At 50.2% G+C, this 18,340-nt stretch carries 14 protein-coding genes and 1 other annotated feature; of the genes, 12 read left to right on the plus strand and 2 right to left on the minus strand.

The genetic code is table 11. The features are described from left to right. The first annotated feature begins 310 nt into the window (after positions 1–310). From WH45_RS08975 to WH45_RS08995, 5 genes are all read left to right on the plus strand, one after another. Complete coding sequence (locus tag WH45_RS08975; RefSeq protein ID WP_052723750.1) at positions 311–871, plus strand: CGNR zinc finger domain-containing protein; 561 nt, start codon at positions 311–313, stop codon at positions 869–871. A 61-nt stretch (positions 872–932) separates the two neighbouring features. Beyond that, positions 933–1,317, plus strand: a binding site (T-box leader). A gap of 197 nt (positions 1,318–1,514) precedes the next feature. Further along, positions 1,515–3,191: a glutamine--tRNA ligase/YqeY domain fusion protein gene (locus WH45_RS08980; protein ID WP_046214042.1), complete on the plus strand. Its 1,677-nt coding sequence runs from the start codon at positions 1,515–1,517 to the stop codon at positions 3,189–3,191. A 258-nt stretch (positions 3,192–3,449) separates the two neighbouring features. Beyond that, positions 3,450–5,657, plus strand: a complete 2,208-nt coding sequence (locus WH45_RS08985) for a heavy metal translocating P-type ATPase (protein WP_046214043.1) — start codon at positions 3,450–3,452, stop codon at positions 5,655–5,657. Between the two features lie 399 nt (positions 5,658–6,056). Next, positions 6,057–6,692, plus strand: coding sequence for a flagellar brake protein (locus WH45_RS08990; protein WP_082096644.1), 636 nt, complete (start codon positions 6,057–6,059; stop codon positions 6,690–6,692). A gap of 443 nt (positions 6,693–7,135) precedes the next feature. Further along, a complete protein-coding gene (locus tag WH45_RS08995; protein ID WP_046214045.1) occupies positions 7,136–7,585 on the plus strand; it encodes a C40 family peptidase in 450 nt (149 codons plus the stop codon). Between the two features lie 169 nt (positions 7,586–7,754). On the opposite strand, the gene WH45_RS09000 is transcribed toward WH45_RS08995, so the two are convergent. After that, on the minus strand, positions 7,755–10,352 hold the full coding sequence (locus tag WH45_RS09000; protein WP_046214046.1) for an FAD-dependent oxidoreductase: 2,598 nt from the start codon (positions 10,350–10,352) through the stop codon (positions 7,755–7,757). A 1-nt stretch (position 10,353) separates the two neighbouring features. After that, positions 10,354–10,656, minus strand: a complete 303-nt coding sequence (locus WH45_RS09005; RefSeq protein WP_046214047.1) for an ArsR/SmtB family transcription factor — start codon at positions 10,654–10,656, stop codon at positions 10,354–10,356. 369 nt (positions 10,657–11,025) lie between these two features. Here WH45_RS09005 and WH45_RS09010 point away from each other — a divergent pair, with 369 nt between their 5' ends. From WH45_RS09010 to WH45_RS09040, 7 genes are all read left to right on the plus strand, one after another. Beyond that, positions 11,026–11,406 carry a hypothetical protein gene (locus WH45_RS09010; RefSeq protein WP_046214048.1) on the plus strand — a complete coding sequence of 127 codons (381 nt, stop codon included), beginning with the start codon at positions 11,026–11,028 and terminating at the stop codon, positions 11,404–11,406. A 195-nt stretch (positions 11,407–11,601) separates the two neighbouring features. Beyond that, complete coding sequence (locus WH45_RS09015) at positions 11,602–11,832, plus strand: DUF896 domain-containing protein (RefSeq protein ID WP_046214049.1); 231 nt, start codon at positions 11,602–11,604, stop codon at positions 11,830–11,832. A 331-nt stretch (positions 11,833–12,163) separates the two neighbouring features. Continuing rightward, positions 12,164–12,742: a TetR/AcrR family transcriptional regulator gene (locus WH45_RS09020; protein WP_046214050.1), complete on the plus strand. Its 579-nt coding sequence runs from the start codon at positions 12,164–12,166 to the stop codon at positions 12,740–12,742. 124 nt (positions 12,743–12,866) lie between these two features. Further along, complete coding sequence (locus WH45_RS09025) at positions 12,867–16,028, plus strand: bifunctional cytochrome P450/NADPH--P450 reductase (RefSeq protein ID WP_082096646.1); 3,162 nt, start codon at positions 12,867–12,869, stop codon at positions 16,026–16,028. Positions 16,029–16,303: 275 nt separating this feature from the next. Further along, complete coding sequence (locus tag WH45_RS09030; protein ID WP_046214051.1) at positions 16,304–16,675, plus strand: hypothetical protein; 372 nt, start codon at positions 16,304–16,306, stop codon at positions 16,673–16,675. A gap of 470 nt (positions 16,676–17,145) precedes the next feature. Further along, the gene (locus tag WH45_RS09035; RefSeq protein WP_046214052.1) at positions 17,146–17,436 is read left to right on the plus strand and encodes a hypothetical protein; all 291 of its coding nucleotides are present in this window, start codon (positions 17,146–17,148) and stop codon (positions 17,434–17,436) included. Between the two features lie 21 nt (positions 17,437–17,457). Then, positions 17,458–18,252 (plus strand): prolipoprotein diacylglyceryl transferase, encoded by a 795-nt coding sequence (locus tag WH45_RS09040; RefSeq protein ID WP_046214053.1) that lies wholly within the window; start codon positions 17,458–17,460, stop codon positions 18,250–18,252. Positions 18,253–18,340 lie beyond the last annotated feature (88 nt).

Consider the following 18,340-nt stretch of genomic DNA (forward strand, 5'->3'; position numbering starts at 1 on the left):
TTGTGGGTACATGCAGACCGTTGATGGATTGCGGTACAGGATTAGTCGAATAAACAGGGTTGGCTATGCTGTGATCTCAGAGTTTTTCATCAGATAACAAATATTTTCTCTGTCCCATCCCATAGCAGGTCCATACTAGGAAATCCACATGTCCATGGGTTATTAACGTTCCGAACAATAAATGTAACTGGCTACCAGGTGGTTAAATGGTTACAATTACAGTTAAACATAAAGCGGTGCTTGTAACCATCTAATTTTATTCTTGGTAGTTACAATAGTGATCGACGATTATGAAGATAAAGGTGATGGGATGAATATATTATGGAGTGATTTTCTGAATAGTGACTGGCATGACTGGAAAGAAGGCAAGCGGGATATGGATCGGCTACCGCTGGCAGAGTGGCAGCAGTCTTTCCTGGATAAGCATCATCTCCGGGCGCCTGTACCGGCTTCTGCGGAGCAGCTGCAGTATTTAATCGAGTTCCGAGCCGATCTGCAGCGAATCGCTGTTCAACAATCAGAAGGCCATCAACTGACATCTCAGCAGATACAGGCGCTGAACCATATACTGGAAGCCGCTGCAGTGCAGCGTCATCTCGTCATGGAAGCAGACCGTCCGGTTATTCATTACCGGCAGCTGGGCGATGACTGGCAGAGTGTAGCTGCTGAAGTGGCAGCCCATTTTGTGCATACACTGAGGGAAGGCGAAGGCAGCCGGATCCGCATTTGTGATAACCCTGACTGCCGCTGGATATTCTATGACGATACACGCAGCCGCACCAAAAAATATTGCGATGACAAACTATGCGGGAATCTCATGAAAGTAAGACGCTTCCGTGCAAAAAAGCGAGCATCGCAGAACAAACTATAAGGCCTTCACACGATGGAAGGTATTGTCAAACACAGTACCGAGTGATAATATAGTTCCAATATCAAATGCGATGACGAGAAGAGTAGGATAAGTTACTTTTTGTACAGAGAGCTCCGGCAGCTGAAAAGGAGCCAAAAAGCCTTATTTGAAACAAGCCTCCGAGCAGCGTATCGGACCGGTCGATCCGGGTATGGTACGACAGGAGCTCCTGTTACAGAGCTAGGGTATAACCGTCTGTGGAACTGAAAAGCCGTAACCGATCAGTTTGTATACATTGCTGATACGGAGGCATTTCAGGCAGTAGAGGATGAATGGCAGTATGCAGCGTCAGCAAATCGCGAGCGTACATCAGCTATCATTACCGGACAGCGGCGTACCTGATAAGGCGGATATAGCGATATATCCGTAAACTGGGGTGGCACCGCGATCATAATCTCGTCCCCAAGACCATACGTCTTGGAGGTGGGATTTTTTTGTTGTGTTTTTTGTTGTATTTGTAAAGGAATCTGCAGCTGTCTGTGCCACCTAATCCGTGGAACCGGCTGCCCAAAAACTGACTATACATCCGGTAAGGGCATGACCTGGAAACATGAAAGCAGGATCAGAAGTCATGCCGCCGGCAAATGACAAGGGAGGCCACCCCATGAGTACCGTAAATGAAAATAATACCCATTTTATTCATAAAGTCATCGAAGAAGATATTCGCGAACAAGCTTATCATCGTCCGATTGCGACCCGGTTCCCGCCAGAGCCGAACGGCTATCTGCATATCGGCAGCGCATTTGCGATTATTACCAATGCGGAGCTGGCACGGCAGTATAAAGGTCTGTTCAAGCTGCGAATGGATGATACCAATCCGCTCAAGGAAAGTATGGAATACGTGCATTCGATTATCGACGATATCAAGTGGCTGGGCTATGATCCGGAAGTCCATTTTGGTTCTGATTATGGAGAGCATTATTATGAGGCAGCGATCCGGCTCATTCGTAAAGGCAAAGCCTATGTGTGCGATCTGCCGCCGGATGAGATGGCCCGGTATCGCGGCACACTGACCGAACCGGGAATGAACAGCCCTTATCGGGACCGCTCGGTGGACGAGAATCTGGCGCTGCTGGCAGGTATGCGGGCAGGCAAGGATGCAGCCGGCAGCAGAGTGCTGCGGGCGAAGATCGATATGGCTTCTCCAAATATGACACTGCGTGATCCTGTGCTGTACAGGATTATCCACGCGCCGCATTACCGGACAGGCGAGGCATGGTGCATCTACCCGATGTATGATTTTGCCCATCCGATCGAAGATGCGCTGGAAGGGATCACCCATTCGCTCTGCTCCATTGAGTTCAAGGAGCACCGGCCGCTGTATGAATGGGTACTGAATGAGCTGGACATTAATGAACCGCCCAAGCAAAGGGAATTCGGACGGCTCAATATTACGGGAGCCGTAACGAGCAAGCGATATTTGCGTGAGCTGGTAGAAGGCGGTTATGTGGATGGCTGGGATGATCCGCGCCTGCCGACACTGCAAGGGCTGCGCAGACGCGGATTTACCTCGGAGAGCATTCGATCTTTTTTCCGGGAGATTGGGATGATCCGGACGAGCAGTACGGTGGATATTGCCATGCTGGAGCATAGTATCCGGCAGGATCTGAAGCCGCACACACGCAGCGCGATGGTCATACTGGACCCGGTCAAGGTCATCATTACCAACTATCCGGCAGACAAGACCGAGTGGCTGACCGTGGAGAATAACGCGGAGAATGAAGACATGGGTACACGTGAGCTGCCATTTACGAGAGAGCTGTGGATCGAGCGGGAAGATTTCATGGAAGAGCCGGTACGCGGATTTCACCGTCTGTCACCAGGTGTGGAAGTAAGGCTCAAAGGCGCCTACTTTATCCGCTGCGAGCATGTGGTACGGGACGTGTCTTCCGGAGAGATTACGGAGCTGCACTGTACGTACGATCCGGCTACACGAAGCGGCAGCGGCTTCAATGCCCGTAAGGTCAAAGCAACACTGCACTGGGTGTCCGCAGCCCACGGGGTAAAGGTAGAGACGCATCTGTATGACCGTCTGCTGCGCGAACCGGATACAATTCCGGCAGAGAACGCCGATTGGCAGAACCGTATCAACCCGGATTCCCTGATTCGACTGACCGGCAGTATCGCCGAACCGTCACTCGGTGAAGCGGCCATAGGTGATCGCTTTCAGTTTATCCGGCATGGCTATTTTGTTGTCGACAGTAAATACAGTACTGCGAAGCGCCTCGTATTCAACCGGATTGTGTCCCTGAAGGACTCGTGGAAAGGCGGGAAAACCTGAGCAGGAAAGATCTGTGTATGTTTGATCCGTCATCCTGATCGATGGCAGTAAACCACAATCAGCAAGTCACAACCAGCAAGCCCCAAAATCCACCTGTCCGGTATATCGGATAAGCGGATTTTTGGGCTTTTTATTGTTCCCGTTCCTATGGTGGTAAAGTTGAATCCAAGGTTTTGACTTTACGCCAAGCAGGAATTATAATGGATATAACATATGAACATTTATTCATGTATTGCTTGGTGAAAGGGGAGAATATCCTTGGAGCATACTCAAGATAGAGTCGTTAGACGTGAACTGATCCTCGATGGTCTGCACTGTGCGAACTGTGCAATGAAGATCGAGAATAGCGTGCAGAAGATTCAGGGCGTGTCTGCCTGTTCCGTCAATTTTGTCAATAAGACGCTGATGCTGGAGACGGCAGATGGGCGGGAAGAGGCGGTCGTCGATGAAGCGACCCGTACGGTGAACCGAATCGAGCCCCAGGTCAAAGTAAGACTGAAACAGCCGGCATCCACATCTGGGCTGGATATCGTACAGCAGGCTGCAGCACATAACGAAGCAGAGCCCCGGAGCGGCATGTCCCGCCGGCAGATTCTGATTGCCCGTCTCGTAGTTGGTGCAGGATTGACAGCCGCGGGTCTGCTCCTGCCGCTGCCTGGTTGGGGCGAATTTACGGTCTTCTTCGCCGCCTATCTGATTGCCGGAGCGGACATCGTCTGGCAGGCGATCCGCAATATACTGCGAGGACAGGTATTTGATGAATATTTCCTTATGTCGGTAGCGACGATCGGTGCTTTTGCGGTACAGCAGTATCCGGAAGGCGTAGCGGTTATGCTCTTTTACCAGGTGGGAGAGATGTTCCAGAGTATGGCGGTCGACCGATCACGCCGATCGATCACCGCACTGATGGATATCCGTCCGGATTATGCCAATGTGCAGACTGCCGATGGAGTCAGACAGGTATCTCCCGAATCGGTCCGAATTGGTGATCGTATCGTTATCAAGCCGGGGGAGAAGGTACCGCTGGATGGTATCGTGATCGAAGGTTCTTCCATGCTCGACACCTCGGCACTCACCGGCGAATCGCTGCCGCGTGAAGTGGTTCCGGGCAAGGAAGTCATGGGCGGATGCATTAACAAAAATGGAGTATTGACCGTAGAAGTCACTCGAATCTTCAGTGAATCCTCGGTAGCCAAGATTCTCGAACTCGTCGAAAATGCCAGCAGCAAAAAGGCGCCTACCGAGAAATTCATTACCCGGTTCGCCCGTTACTACACACCGGCCGTTGTTATTATCGCAGCCCTGCTGGCGGTGATTCCACCACTGCTGATCGATGGTGCGGAATTCTCGGACTGGGTATACCGGGCGCTGATCTTCCTCGTTATCTCCTGTCCGTGCGCACTGGTTGTCTCGATTCCGCTCGGATTTTTCGGAGGGATCGGGGCTGCGTCGAGAGCCGGTATCCTGATTAAGGGCAGCAACTATCTGGAAGCGCTGAATGATGTGCGTTATGTCGTCTTCGACAAAACCGGCACACTGACACGCGGAACATTTGCCGTAACCGGTATTCATCCGGCAGCGGAATATTCCGAAGGCCGGCTGCTTGAGCTGGCTGCCTATGCCGAGATGCATTCCAATCATCCGATTGCCGAATCGATCCGTGACGCTTATCGGGGAGAGCTGGATCAGAGCCGTCTGGGCAGCTATGATGAGATTGCCGGTCACGGGATAGCCGCCGAACTGGATGGTCAGCAGGTGCTGGCCGGTAATGTCCGACTGATGCAGCGGGAGCAGATTGCCTATAGCGAACCTGATGCGCCGGGTACAGTCATCCACCTCGCCCATAATGGACAATATGCCGGCTGTATCCTGATCTCGGATGAAATTAAACCGGATGCGGCTGAAGCGATTCAGCAGCTCAGACAGCAAGGCATTCGCCGTATAGTGATGCTGACCGGAGACAGCCGGGCTGTTGGCGAGGCGGTCGGCAGACAGCTCGGAATTGACGAAGTATATGCCGAACTGCTGCCGCAGCACAAGGTTGAAGAGATCGAGAAGCTGGAGCAGCAGCGGAGCGGGCGCGAGAAGACGATCTTCGTAGGAGATGGAATCAATGATACACCGGTACTGGCCCGCGCGGATATCGGAGTGGCCATGGGTGGACTCGGTTCGGATGCGGCGATTGAAGCCGCTGATATCGTCATCATGACCGACGAACCTTCCAAGCTGGCGACCGCCGTTCGGATTGCGAGACGTACTCGCCGTATTGTATGGCAGAACATTATGTTTGCGCTTGGCGTCAAAGTAGTGTTTCTCATTCTGGGAACGTTCGGTATTGCTACCATGTGGGAAGCGGTCTTTTCGGATGTAGGGGTAACCTTGCTGGCTGTACTGAATGCCACTCGTGTACTGCGCTCCGAGCAGTCTGGTGAGAATGTCCCTGCAGTCAGCAGTAGACTGGCTTAGGACAATATCGATAAAAGCTGTATTTAACAAGAGAAGAAGCCGTAGCGCTCCAAGCGCTGCGGTTTCTTTTTGTACTTTTTGGCAGGAGTAGGTCTTATGTGGTGGGTGATAGAGTGAGTATATAACAAAGCCTACTTTTTTAATAATAAAATGGTACATATTAACCATTTTTTCGACAAATTTTATTCTATTTATAGGTCCAATGTGTTATTATATTGTTAAAAGGATAACTAAATTCCTGAAGTTCTTAATGTAAAGGACAGTTTGGGGGAGATGAGCATAGAGGTTCATTTCCAATCATACATTCAATAAAGTCATAATGACATCGGCCTCACCATATAACACAGCTGCTCCCATAACAGAACCGGCAGCTGGTCAATCGGACACAAGGAGATATAGATGATGAAGATTACAAATTATATTTTTATCAATCAATACCTGGATGTACAGGACAATGAAGGAAATATGATGGTAGGACGGGTAGAATCTGTTGATGAACAGGCGATCGTGCTCGGCGAGATTACCCGCAAGGAGAAGCTGGTATTGAACGAGATGCTCCGACAAGAGGTATTCGTCTTTTTTGTCGGTCATGACAAGCTGAAGTACCAGTTTCAGACACGGATGGAACGCATGGATGGGGAGCCACTGAAGGTCAGACTGCAGACTCCCGAGCCAGCCGCTATTCTCAAAATCCAGAATCGTGACTATTTGCGAATCGGTTCCTCGGTGCGCTGCGAGCTGGCAGTGGAGGAGGAAGCGGAGCAGCGGCTGGAGATTTACACACATGATATCAGCGGCGGCGGATTATCTTTTTATACCCGCAAGCCTGTAGAATATCAAAAGTATTCCGGCGTCATGTATCTGTACAAAGGTGAAAATGAGATCTCCCTGCCTTTCAAAGCGGATCTTGTATATATGAATGAACTGGAAGCCGGTCGCTATAAGGTAGCTCTCCAGTACAGCGATATCAAAGAACAGCATCGCAATCATATTATCCGCTACGCGATTCAGGAACAGGTGCGAGTGCGCAAATAAGCAGCAAAAAAATAAAATTGGTAGGACAAAAGAATGAACAGCAAGCCCAGTCTCCCGGACTGGGCTATTTTTGTTATCTAAGAATCTGTAACAGCAAGAGGAAGTTAGATGCTGTATACCATAATAACTGGCCAGTATGCAGTGACTATGGCCCCGGGTGAAAGATACATTTACCATGCCATAGGGATCAAAAATATGCTTGCGCTCAGAAGGTCGAGCAAATTGCGACGGTATTTGACAAAGGGGAGGTAAATGATTTATGGTGTTAAAGGTTACAAAAAATTAATAACTGATTCTAATGTCGTCTGTATGTTTAAATAATCTATTTTTGCACCGCGGGTCCTATTAATAACGGGAATTTGTATTACATAGATAGAGAGCTCAGATTACCCCTGGACAGAGGTTGAAGCAACTCCGCAAGCACCGAAGGGAGAAGTATTTGTTTGAAGAAAATGATATTGTCTCTGCTGGCTGCCTCCATTATTTGCACAGCAAATCCAGCCGGCGCGTCTGCAAGTTCGCCATCATTCAAAAATGAAATCAAATCAGAAGCCAGCAAGGTAATCGGTACTCCGTATGTACTTGGAGGAACAAGTACACGTGGATTTGATTGTTCCGGATTTACCCGCTATGTATATAAGAAATTGAATAAGACTCTGCCGCGTACAGCCAGACAGCAGGCCCGGGTCGGCAAGCCTGTCGCCAAAGGAAACCTGTCTGTAGGCGATCTTGTCTTCTTCAATACCACGGGTAGAGGAATCTCCCATGTTGCCATTTATATTGGTCATAACAAAATTATCCATGCAGCGAGCAGTACCGGCGTAACGATCAGCAGTCTGTCGCAATCCTACTACGCCAAGCGATATGTCACTGCCAGGCGGGTCGTGAAATAAAGTCACGGCATGATGGTATTTCATCAAGCTATTTTTGCAAACAACCTGTTCATTCCAATCTGTAATTAAAATAAAACGTGCAGTTCCACCTTTTACCATAAAGGGAGGACTGCACGTTTTTTGTTGAGGATACAGGGATCTCTCAGCATCTCAACCGCGGAGACAAGAATTAGATAAACAGATTATGAGCAGCCTGATCGGCCTGACCGAGATAGTAACCGACACCGCCAATTTTAACATTATCAATCAATTCCTCCTGCTGAATGCCCATTACATCCATAGACATCTGACAGGCGACCATCTCGACGCCGAGTGACGCAGCACTCTGGATCAGTTCCTCCAGGGAGGCGACTCCTTTTTGCTGCATAATGCCGCGGATCATCCGTGGACCGATACCGAGCATATTCATCTTGGACAGACCCAGCTGACGGCTGCTGCCCGGCATCATGGCACCGAACATGCGGCTGATCATATTTTTGCGTACAGGTACCGGCTGCTGTCTGCGCAGTATGCTAAGGCCCCAGAAAGTAAAGAACATGGTTACCTTCCGTCCGCTGGCCGCCGCCCCGGTAGCGATAATAAAGGAAGCGATCGCCTTGTCCAGATCTCCGCTAAAAACGACCATGGTGCTTGCAGGGACAGGAGCGGCAGAGGAAGCCGAGGCAGTCAATGCACTGTCATGCTCTCCCTGATGGATGACTGCCTGATCGCTTTGTCCGTATTTGCGCAGCAGTGCTTCGATCGTTCCGCTATTGCCACGGCTAATGCCAAGCAGCGAATGACGGGACATGGAAGCCCATGCCTGTATATCCTCATAAAATCCGGGATCGGAAGCGACCACTTTGAGCGTCTGCCCTTGCTGGAGAGTGTCCATTTTCTGCTTGACCTGAATTAACGGTCCAGGGCAGCTCAGACCACAGACGTTCAGCAGCACCTCCGCCTGAGATTCCGTTATTGCAGGGGAGACAGCAGCCGACGGAAGAATGGATAGTTTATTGACAGGGACTTCGCTTTTGACAGAAACTGCTGCCGAATGATGATCAATGGCTATGGATGTGGGTTGGCCGCTATCCGGTCCCTGTCCCTGTCCCTGTCCCGAAGTCGGTGTACTCGGATTCATTAGCTTGTAGGTTTTGTAGCCCCCGCTGAGATTTCTCACCTGATAACCATGCTGCGTCAGAATCCGGGCTGCCGTATATCCGCGCAGTCCGACCTGACAGTAGACCCAGATTTCCTTGTTCCGATCCAGTTCATCCAGGCGCGAACGCAGTTCGTCGACAGGGATAGAGAGAGAACCCGGCAGATGACCGTTATGATGCTCGATATCTGTGCGTACATCGATGAGCAGCGTCTGTGCCGTATCGCGGGAAGCGATATCCGTATAGTTCACTGTCCGTACCTGGCCGGTGACGATATTCTCGGCGGAATAGCCGACAATGTTAACCGGGTCCTTGGCCGAGGAGTAAGGTGGTGCATAGCTGAGTTCCAGTTCGGTCAGATCACTGACGGTTCCGTTCAGCCGGATCGCTACCGCAATATCGTCGATCCGCTTATCCACCCCTTCATAGCCGACGGCCTGAGCGCCGAGAATACGGCCTTCGGGTGTAAATAAAAGCTTGATCGTCAGCGGGGTAGCACCCGGATAATAGGAGGCGTGTGAGCTGGGATGTACGATCGTCGACCGGTACGGGATACCCATGCGCTGCAGTGTCTTCTCGTTGCTGCCTGTAGCGGCGCCGGTCAGACCGAATACTTTGATAATGGAGGTACCCTGGGTACCTTTGTAAGTGCTGTTCAGACCACCAATCCGGTCGGCGATAATACGGCCCTGCTTGTTCGCCGGTCCGGCAAGTGGAATGGCGGCAGGCACCTGGTGAATGTAATCCTGTACTTCCACAGCATCACCTGCGGCATATATATGCGGTACACTTGTCTCCAGCTTCTCGTTGACGATAATATGTCCACGCTTGCCGAGCTGGATGCCGCTGCTGGCGAGAAAGCCGGTATCGGGCGTAACACCTGTAGCAAGGATGACCAGATCGCTATGCAGTTCCTGACCGCTGCTCAGCTGTACGGTAATGCCGGATTCGGCTTTTTGGAACGCTTCGACCCGCTGGGAAAATAACAGCTGTACACCATGCTGCTGCATTTCCTGGGCGAGAGCTGCCGCAATCTCAGGATCATAAGGGGTCAGCAGCTGGCCATTGCTCTCGATCAGCGTCACATCCAGCCCGGCTTCTCTTAGATTCTCGGCCATCTCCACACCGATGAATCCTCCGCCAATTACTGTTGCTGAACCGTTGTTATTAGCACTAATTAGCTGCTTGATCCGGTCGATATCCGGGATGTTGCGAACCGTATGGATCAGCGGATGATCGACGCCAGGCAGGGAAGGGATAACCGGCTTGGCTCCGGGGGAGAGGATCAGCTCATCATAATTCTCCGAATAGTCTCCACGCTCTACGCTTCGGATATGGAGTACCTTCTGTGTGGGATCGACCGACAGTACTTCGCTGTCTGTCCGCACATCTATTCGAAACCGGTCTGCCATGCCCTGGGGAGTCTGCACCAGCAGCCGTTCCCGATCTGTAATGGAGCCGCCGATGTAATAAGGCAGGCCACAGTTGGCAAAGGAGATATAAGGTCCTTTTTCCAGCATAATAATCTCCGCGTGTTCGTCGAGCCGGCGCAGCCGGGCGGCTGCAGAAGCTCCGCCTGCCACACCGCCAACAATAAGTACTTTCCTGGGTTTGATTACTGTGGACATATTATTCTTCCTCTCCGAAAAAGATGGTAATCAGCTGTTCAATACGTGGATCTGCGATAATATAATTGACTTCAAGTCCGCTGCGTTCTGTAGTGACGATGCCTGCACTGCGCAGCTTTTGCAGATGCTGGGATACCGTGGACTGGGGCAGATCGAGGCATTGCTGCATATAGGAGACATTACATTTCTTTTTGCGCAGCAGTCCGCGCACAATGCAGAGACGTACCGGATGAGAGAGTGCTTTGAGCACTTCAGCGGGTTCATCGTATTTTTTCCAATCCTGTATGTTAAAAGCCGAATCCATAACGTATACCTCCTGGGTTTTATTCAGAGCAGATTATGAGTTTGTATATTTACTGGATCGTTAGTGAATTACACTTGAATAGTAATCTGAATAGCAATTGTGAAATCGTAATATCGTAATATAAAGATATAACGATTTAATAATCAACTGTTACATGCAAATTAAAAAAGATCCCTCGAATCTCTGGTATTTGCCAGCAGGATTTTATACTCTATAAAAAGAGAAGACAATGTAAGGAGAAAGAGGAGACCATGCAAGGCATGGCGTGGCACTGCGCAAAGAAAACGTAAATGCATCATACATTGTTCGCTTGATTAACAGCGATCGAAGCCAAAGGACCATATTTTTTGTCACAGGAAAGGAAACGTTATGGGAAAATGGATAGATTATGCGCTTGGTTTTTGTATTGTAGTGATTAATTTCCGTTTGTACGGCAGTACCGGCAATATGGACTACCTGTGGATAGGGCTGACGATTGGCATATTTGCCGTTCACCTGGTCTTTTATAAAAGAAAAGAGAATGACAATGAGCAGGAACAGTCAGTCGGTGTAAAAAGAAAACTGCAGACCGATCAGAAGCTGCTTTTAACCGGAGTGCTGCTGATGATGCTTAATGTAGGTGTAGTGTATATAGGCGAAGACTATCAGCTGCCAACGATGCTGCCCTGGGTTGTTATCACCATCCAGTCAGTATTTACACTTATAGCGAGCTGGCATTTGCTCAGAACGAAAAGCAGTGTGACGCGTTAAATAGATCGGTTAACTACTGTACATAGACTCTGTAATGCCAACTGTTGCATTTAAAAGAATATGTGTTATACTAAAAATATCTTAAATATGAGATATATAATTTAAGATAAAAAACTTCCTTTTCCCAGTACCAAATGGACAGGAACAACTACACCCATTGTCTGCAAAAAGCAGCAATGAAGACGGAGGTATATGATGATCCAGAGCTTACAGCGTATTAATGAATTGGCCCAAAAACAGCGTGAACACGGTCTGACCGATGTGGAGAGAGAAGAGCAGCGTGTACTGCGTCAGGAATATCTGCGCGAGATTCGCGGCCAGGTACTCAGCACCTTTTCCCAGCTGACTGTAGTGGATGCGATGGGGAATGACGTGACACCCGAGAAGCTCCGCGCCGAAAAAGAAAAAGGATTTCAAATCGATTAAACCATGACCATTCATCTGGCCCAGCCGCTAACTGATGATGGTCATCCCCACTCCAGGCATCCCTGATGACGAGTATTTACGAACTGCAAGGTTCGATAATGACTCGTATAGGGATGCTTTTTTGTTGTGACAGAAATCATTTCCTGTTTTATCCATTCTATTTGGGATATGACGTTTAGGTGCCTCTATAGAAGGTTATATGAAAAAAAGCCGGACTTTTAACATGGCAGTTCATACGAGCACCGGCATATGCATTTCATTCGTACTTACCCCATATTCTGAAACCAAAGACAGATTATGAAGACCAGAATCGATTCCAAGAGGTGAATACATGAACAAAACGCTGGATAAAAGAACACAGATTGTCGAAGCGTCTTTGGCGCTGTTTGCCGAGCGAGGCTTTGACGGCACGACCGTACCCGAGATCGCCGTGCGGGCGAATGTAGGGGCAGGTACGATTTATCGCTATTTCGCCAGCAAGGAAGCGCTGGTCAATGCGCTGTTTCAGGATCATCTGTTCCGCTTGCATGAGAGCTTTAAGCAGGATTTTCCGCAGGGTGCTGATGCGCGGGAGCAGTTCCGGCATATTATTAGCAGACTGACCGAGTTTGCCGGGACCGATTTGAATGCTTTGCAATTTATCGACACCCATTATTATTTCAGATTGCTGGATGAGCAGAGTCTGGCGGTGTATCACAAACTGATGGCTTTTCTGGATGGATTTATCCATACCGGCCAGCAGCAGGGCATGATCAAGAATCTGCCTTCCGATACCCTGATTCTGATGGTGTTCGGTGCCTTTCTCGGCATGTGCAAGCAGCAGATGACCTCGATCCCGTTCACTGATGAACAGTCGCTGCTACAGCAGGCCGATCAATGCTGCTGGGATATGATTGCTGTCCATATTTGAAAAAGCCCATGCATTTGATATATCATATTCGTCATATCAAATGGCATGTCATAAACGGAATGAATATTCATTCCGCTTAATTGTTATCATAATTATTGCATATCCAGACAGGAGGAGATTCATAATGTCAACAATTCCACAACCCAAAACATTTGGCCCTCTAGGCAACCTGCCGCTGATCGATGCGGAACATCCGGTGGAAAGCGTCATGAAGCTGCTCGATGAACATGGGCCACTGATCCGGCTGGGATTCCCGGACCGCGAGGAGATCTACACATCCGATCCCAACCTGGTCAAGGAGCTGTCCGACGAATCCAAGTTTGATAAAAATGTATGGAGTCCGCTGCAGCGGGTGCGTCCTTTTGCCGGAGACGGATTGTTCACCAGCTGGACGGATGAACCCAACTGGGGCAAAGCGCATCGTCTGCTAATGCCAAGCTTCAGCCAGCGCGCCATGCAGGATTATCATGACAAAATGGTCGATATCGCTGTCCAGCTGGTCCAGAAATGGTCCCGGCTGAACCGTGACGAACTCGTCGAGGTGTCAGATGATATGACCCGCCTCACCCTGGATACGATCGGACTATGTGCATTTAATTACCGGTTTAACAGCTTTTACAGCAAGGAAGCTCATCCATTTGTGGAAAGTATGGTCGAAGCGCTGGATGAGGCGATGAACCAGGGACACCGACTGGAAATCCAGAACAAGCTGGCCCTGCACAAAAAGCGTGAATTTCAGAAAAATATCGACTATATGTTCGAAGTGGCAGACGGACTGATCCAGCAGCGCAAGGAAAACGGGGATCATGGGGAAAATGATCTGCTCAGCCGCATGCTGAGCGGCATCGATCCAGAGACCGGAGACAAGCTGCCGGATGAGAATATCCGCTATCAGATGATTACGTTCCTGATCGCCGGTCATGAGACGACCAGTGGACTGTTGTCCTTTGCCCTCTATTTCCTGCTCAATAATCCGGACAAGCTGGAAAAGGCACGTGCGGAAGTGGATCGGGTGCTGGCTGATCCGGTGCCGGGTTACAAGCAGGTGCGTGATCTGAAGTATATCCGCATGATTCTGAGAGAAGCGCTGCGACTGTGGCCGACCGCGCCTGCCTTTTCCCGGATGGCGAGAGAAGATACGATGCTGGCAGGCAAGTATCCGCTGCAAAAAGGACAGAGTGTCAATATCATCAGTCCGTCGCTGCATCGCAACCGGGAGGTCTGGGGCGATAATGCCGAAGCATTTATACCGGAGCGGTTTGAGGATGAGTCGCAGATTCCCGAGCATGCCTACAAGCCATTCGGTCACGGAATGAGGGCCTGCATCGGTCAGCAGTTTGCCATGTATGAAGCGACACTCGTACTCGGTATGCTGGTGAAACATTTTGAATTCGAGGATGCCGAGAACTACCAGCTCCACATTCGTGAGACGCTGACACTGAAGCCGGATGGATTCCGCATGAAGGTACATCCGCGCACTGCCCGTGTCGCTGTAGCCATACCGGGTACCGAAGCCACAGAGCAGCAGGTCGAACCCGAAGTATCCAAAGCGGTGCAAAAGCATGACACTCCGCTGCTCGCTCTCTATGGCTCCAACCTGGGCACATCCGAAGCGGTCGCCCGGGAACTGGAGGAAGGCGGGAAAACCTACGGCTTCCAGACCGCAGCTGCACCGCTCGATGATTATGCAGGCAATCTGCCGCAGGATGGCGTGCTGATGATCGTGGCTTCCTCCTACAATGGTCAGCCAACCGGCAATGCGGAGAAATTTGTCAGCTGGCTGCAGAATGCCGACGATCACAGCTGTCAGGGTGTAAAATACGTCGTATTCGGCTGTGGTGATCATAACTGGGCGAGTACGTACCAGCGCATTCCCAAGCTGATCGATGAACTGCTGGAACAGAAAGGGGCCGAGCGTATCTTCCGCCGCGGCGAAGGCGATGCGAGCGGTGACTTTGAGATGCAGCTGGACGAGTGGAGAAGTGAACTATGGCCGGAACTGTTCAAGATTTTCAATGTGGATATTAATGAACAGGAACTCAAAAAGGAAAATGCCATTCAGGTACAGTTCGTGAATTCACCAGTGGGCAGTCCGCTCGTGCGCAGCTATAACGCACTGGAATGCGAAGTGCTGGAAGCATATGAGCTGCAGCAGCCGGACAGCGGACGCAGCACGCTTCATCTGGATATTGCCCTGCCGCATGGGGAGACGTATCATGAAGGCGACCATATGGGCATCATCCCGCGTAACCCGCAGTCTCTCGTACAGCGTGTACTACGCCGGTTCCGTATGGATGGCGGCGAGCGTATCCGAATTACGGGTAAAGGCAGCAGCGCCGCCTATCTGCCGCTGGATCGACCGGTATCGATCATGGAGCTGCTAACGCTGAGCGTCGAACTGCAGGACGTGGCGACCCGTGCCCAGATCCGGGCGATGGCCGACAACAACCAGTGCCCGCCGCACCGCAAGGAACTGGAAGCACTGCTGGACAATGAGACGTATCACCGGGAGATTTTACAGAAGCGGGTGACCTTGCTGGATCTCATGGAGGACTATATGTCCTGTGAAATGTCGTTCGAGCAGTTCCTCGGACTGCTGCCTGCGCTGAAGCCTAGGTACTATTCCATCTCCAGCTCGCCGGCGGTACAGCCGGGTCGTGCCAGCATCACGGTCAGCGTGGTGGCCGGACCTGCGCGCAGCGGTAAAGGGGAATTCTACGGGATTGCGACCAGCTATCTGTCAGCAGTGAAGAAGGGTGATACGGTACTAATGTTCATTCGTTCACCACGTTCGGGGTTCGATCTGCCGCAAGATCCACAGACGCCAATCATCATGGTCGGCCCGGGTACCGGGGTGGCACCATTCCGCGGATTCCTGCAGGCGCGTCATCATATGAAGCAGCAGGGAACAGCGCTCGGCGAAGCCAGATTGTACTTTGGCTGCCGCACACCGGACAAGGATTATCTGTACCGGAATGAACTGGAACGTTATGCGGACGAAGGAATCGTCAAGCTGTACACTGCCTTTTCCCGTCAGGAGCCGGATCACAAGCAGTACGTGCAGGATATGATGCGCGAACATGCGGAAGAGCTGATCAGTCTGATCGGTCAGGGAGCCAAGCTGTACATTTGCGGTGACGGCAACAAGATGGCACCGGATGTGGAAAAGGCCCTGCAGGAAATGTACAGCGAGGTGCATCAGGTGAGCGCCGAGCAGGCAGAGCAGTGGCTCGGTGAGCTGCAGCAGAATGGACATTATGTGAAGGACGTATGGACAGGCATCTGACCAAACCATCACAATAAATACGTCCATACAATAAGAGAGAATATGACATCCAACAAATAGGCAGAAAAAAATATCCAAAAAGCGATTGAAAGAGCATCAAAAGCACTCCCGATCTGCCTGTCAGTGTCCTACAAGGGTATCTGACAGGTAGACGGGAGTATTTTTTGCGGTGTTTTTAATCCCCCTTAACAATCGGATTATATAGTGGAAGAGAGGCGAATAAATTATCATTTGTCAGCACAGACCAACTTTGCGATGCAAGGAGGCAAGGCAGGATGCATAAAGACTATGAAAGCAGGTATCCAATCAGCGATGAGACCTGTCTGGATATGACACAGGAAGAGCTGTACCGATACAATATTGCGCTGGACTATCACAAGCTGAAGTATAAAATATTCATGTTCTGGATTCCGTTTGAAATACTGCTGCTCAACTTTACCATTATGATGATTTACGCCCTGGATATTCTGGAGAGGATCGATGAACTGCATATTCCATATGATGCGGAACTGCTCTTCTGGGGGATACCCGCCGCCTGTACTGTAGTGGTCTGTATGATATTCGGTACACTGCATATGATTGCCACCCGCAAACAGAAGATTATCTCCAGGCATCTGAATCCCGGCTATTATCCGGTACGAGAATAATTTGTTGTATACCCGGCTTTGCCGCTCGTCCAATAATTGTCCCGTACCAAATCTACTCGGTATATTCATAAATACTTCCATGGAAGCGATAATGATAATAAATACTATCGTTTTACATATTTACATATGAGCATAGTAATAAGTGGTTACAGGGTGCACAATCTTGTCTATATTACCGGTAATTCGCTGGATGTGGAGAATTATGGCGAGAGTGGGAAGATGAGATATATGTAGCTTCTAATGGATAAGTAACCATAAGAAACCTGAATTGTAAAATAAGCCGAATAACTATACCGATTGTACAATATGGAGTGCTGAAAAGTGTAATGGCTTTTCGGCACTCTTTTTTTATATACTGTCTGAGGTCCGCGATGTTTACCCGATCTCTGTAAAGCATTGTTCATAATCAAAACTGGTCGGAATATTTGTCAGCGTATACAATGGAAACAAATGCCGATGGAGGTGGGGATATGGCAAACTTTTATTGTAAAAATCATAAGGATCGCATAGCACTGCATCAGTGCTCCCGCTGCAGCAAGCCGCTGTGTGAGGAGTGCTACAGTCCGGAGATGGATGCCTGCCGGGTCAACTGTGATGCAGATATTCCGATCGCTCCGCGGTTTCAGCGCCCGAACATGGATGAACCGCAACCGCGCAAATTCAACTGGTTCCTGCAGGTGATTGTACCGATTCTCGCGGCTATAGGCGGATTGACCCTGTTGTTGTTTGCGATATGCGGAGCCATGCTGTTTGGCATGTAACGAGGGGAAAGGAGAGGAATCATGGAATTTCCGGTATATCTACATATTGGCTCATGGCGGATTCATCCGCATGTGCTGTTCGAGACGCTGTCCTACTTTATCGGGTTCCGTGTATATCTGTGGACACGGCGTTCAAGTCAGATGAGCAAGCTGGTGAGCCTGCAGATTCTTGCAGGGACCATACTTGGTGCTGCGCTGGGAGCGAAGCTGCTGTTCTGGCTGGAAGATCCGGCAGCGACCTGGGAGCAGCTGAGTCAGGGACATTTGCTCTGGGGAGGCAAGACGATTGTCGGCGGCCTGCTGGGTGGTCTGATCGGCGTGGAGCTGACCAAGCGGCTGGTCGGGTGGAAAAGCTCGACTGGAGATGATTTTGTATATCCGCTCATCCTCGGGATTGCGATCGGACGAATCGGCTGCTTCCTGACCGGACTCGATGATCATACGTATGGGATCGCGACCACCTGGGTGACCGGTGTCGATTTTGGAGATGGCATTCTGCGCCATCCGACACAATTGTACGAGATCGCTTTCCTGGTTGTACTGGCGATTCTGCTCATTCCACTGTATCGCCAGAGCCGCGGACAATTGGCAGCAGCGGGTACAGGCTATCTATCCGGCAGGATGTTCCAATGGTTCATGGCCGGTTATCTGCTGTTCCGGTTCGCTATTGAATTCATCAAGCCGACGCTGCATCCCTATCTGGGGCTGAACAATATCCAGCTCGCCTGCCTGGCCGGACTGATCTATTACGGCTGGCTCCTGTTTGGCAAAGGCCCGCAGCAGCGCACAGCTGTCACCGCAGACTATTCGGGTTGACATGGATCTCGCAACATTCAAGCACAAATGTTGATACTAGGCAGTATTCACCGATCACTCTGCTGACCTGTACATATTTTATTCAGAC

Origin of the sequence: Paenibacillus wulumuqiensis, from assembly GCF_000971965.1 — a bacterium.
Lineage (GTDB): Bacteria > Bacillota > Bacilli > Paenibacillales > Paenibacillaceae > Saccharibacillus > Saccharibacillus wulumuqiensis.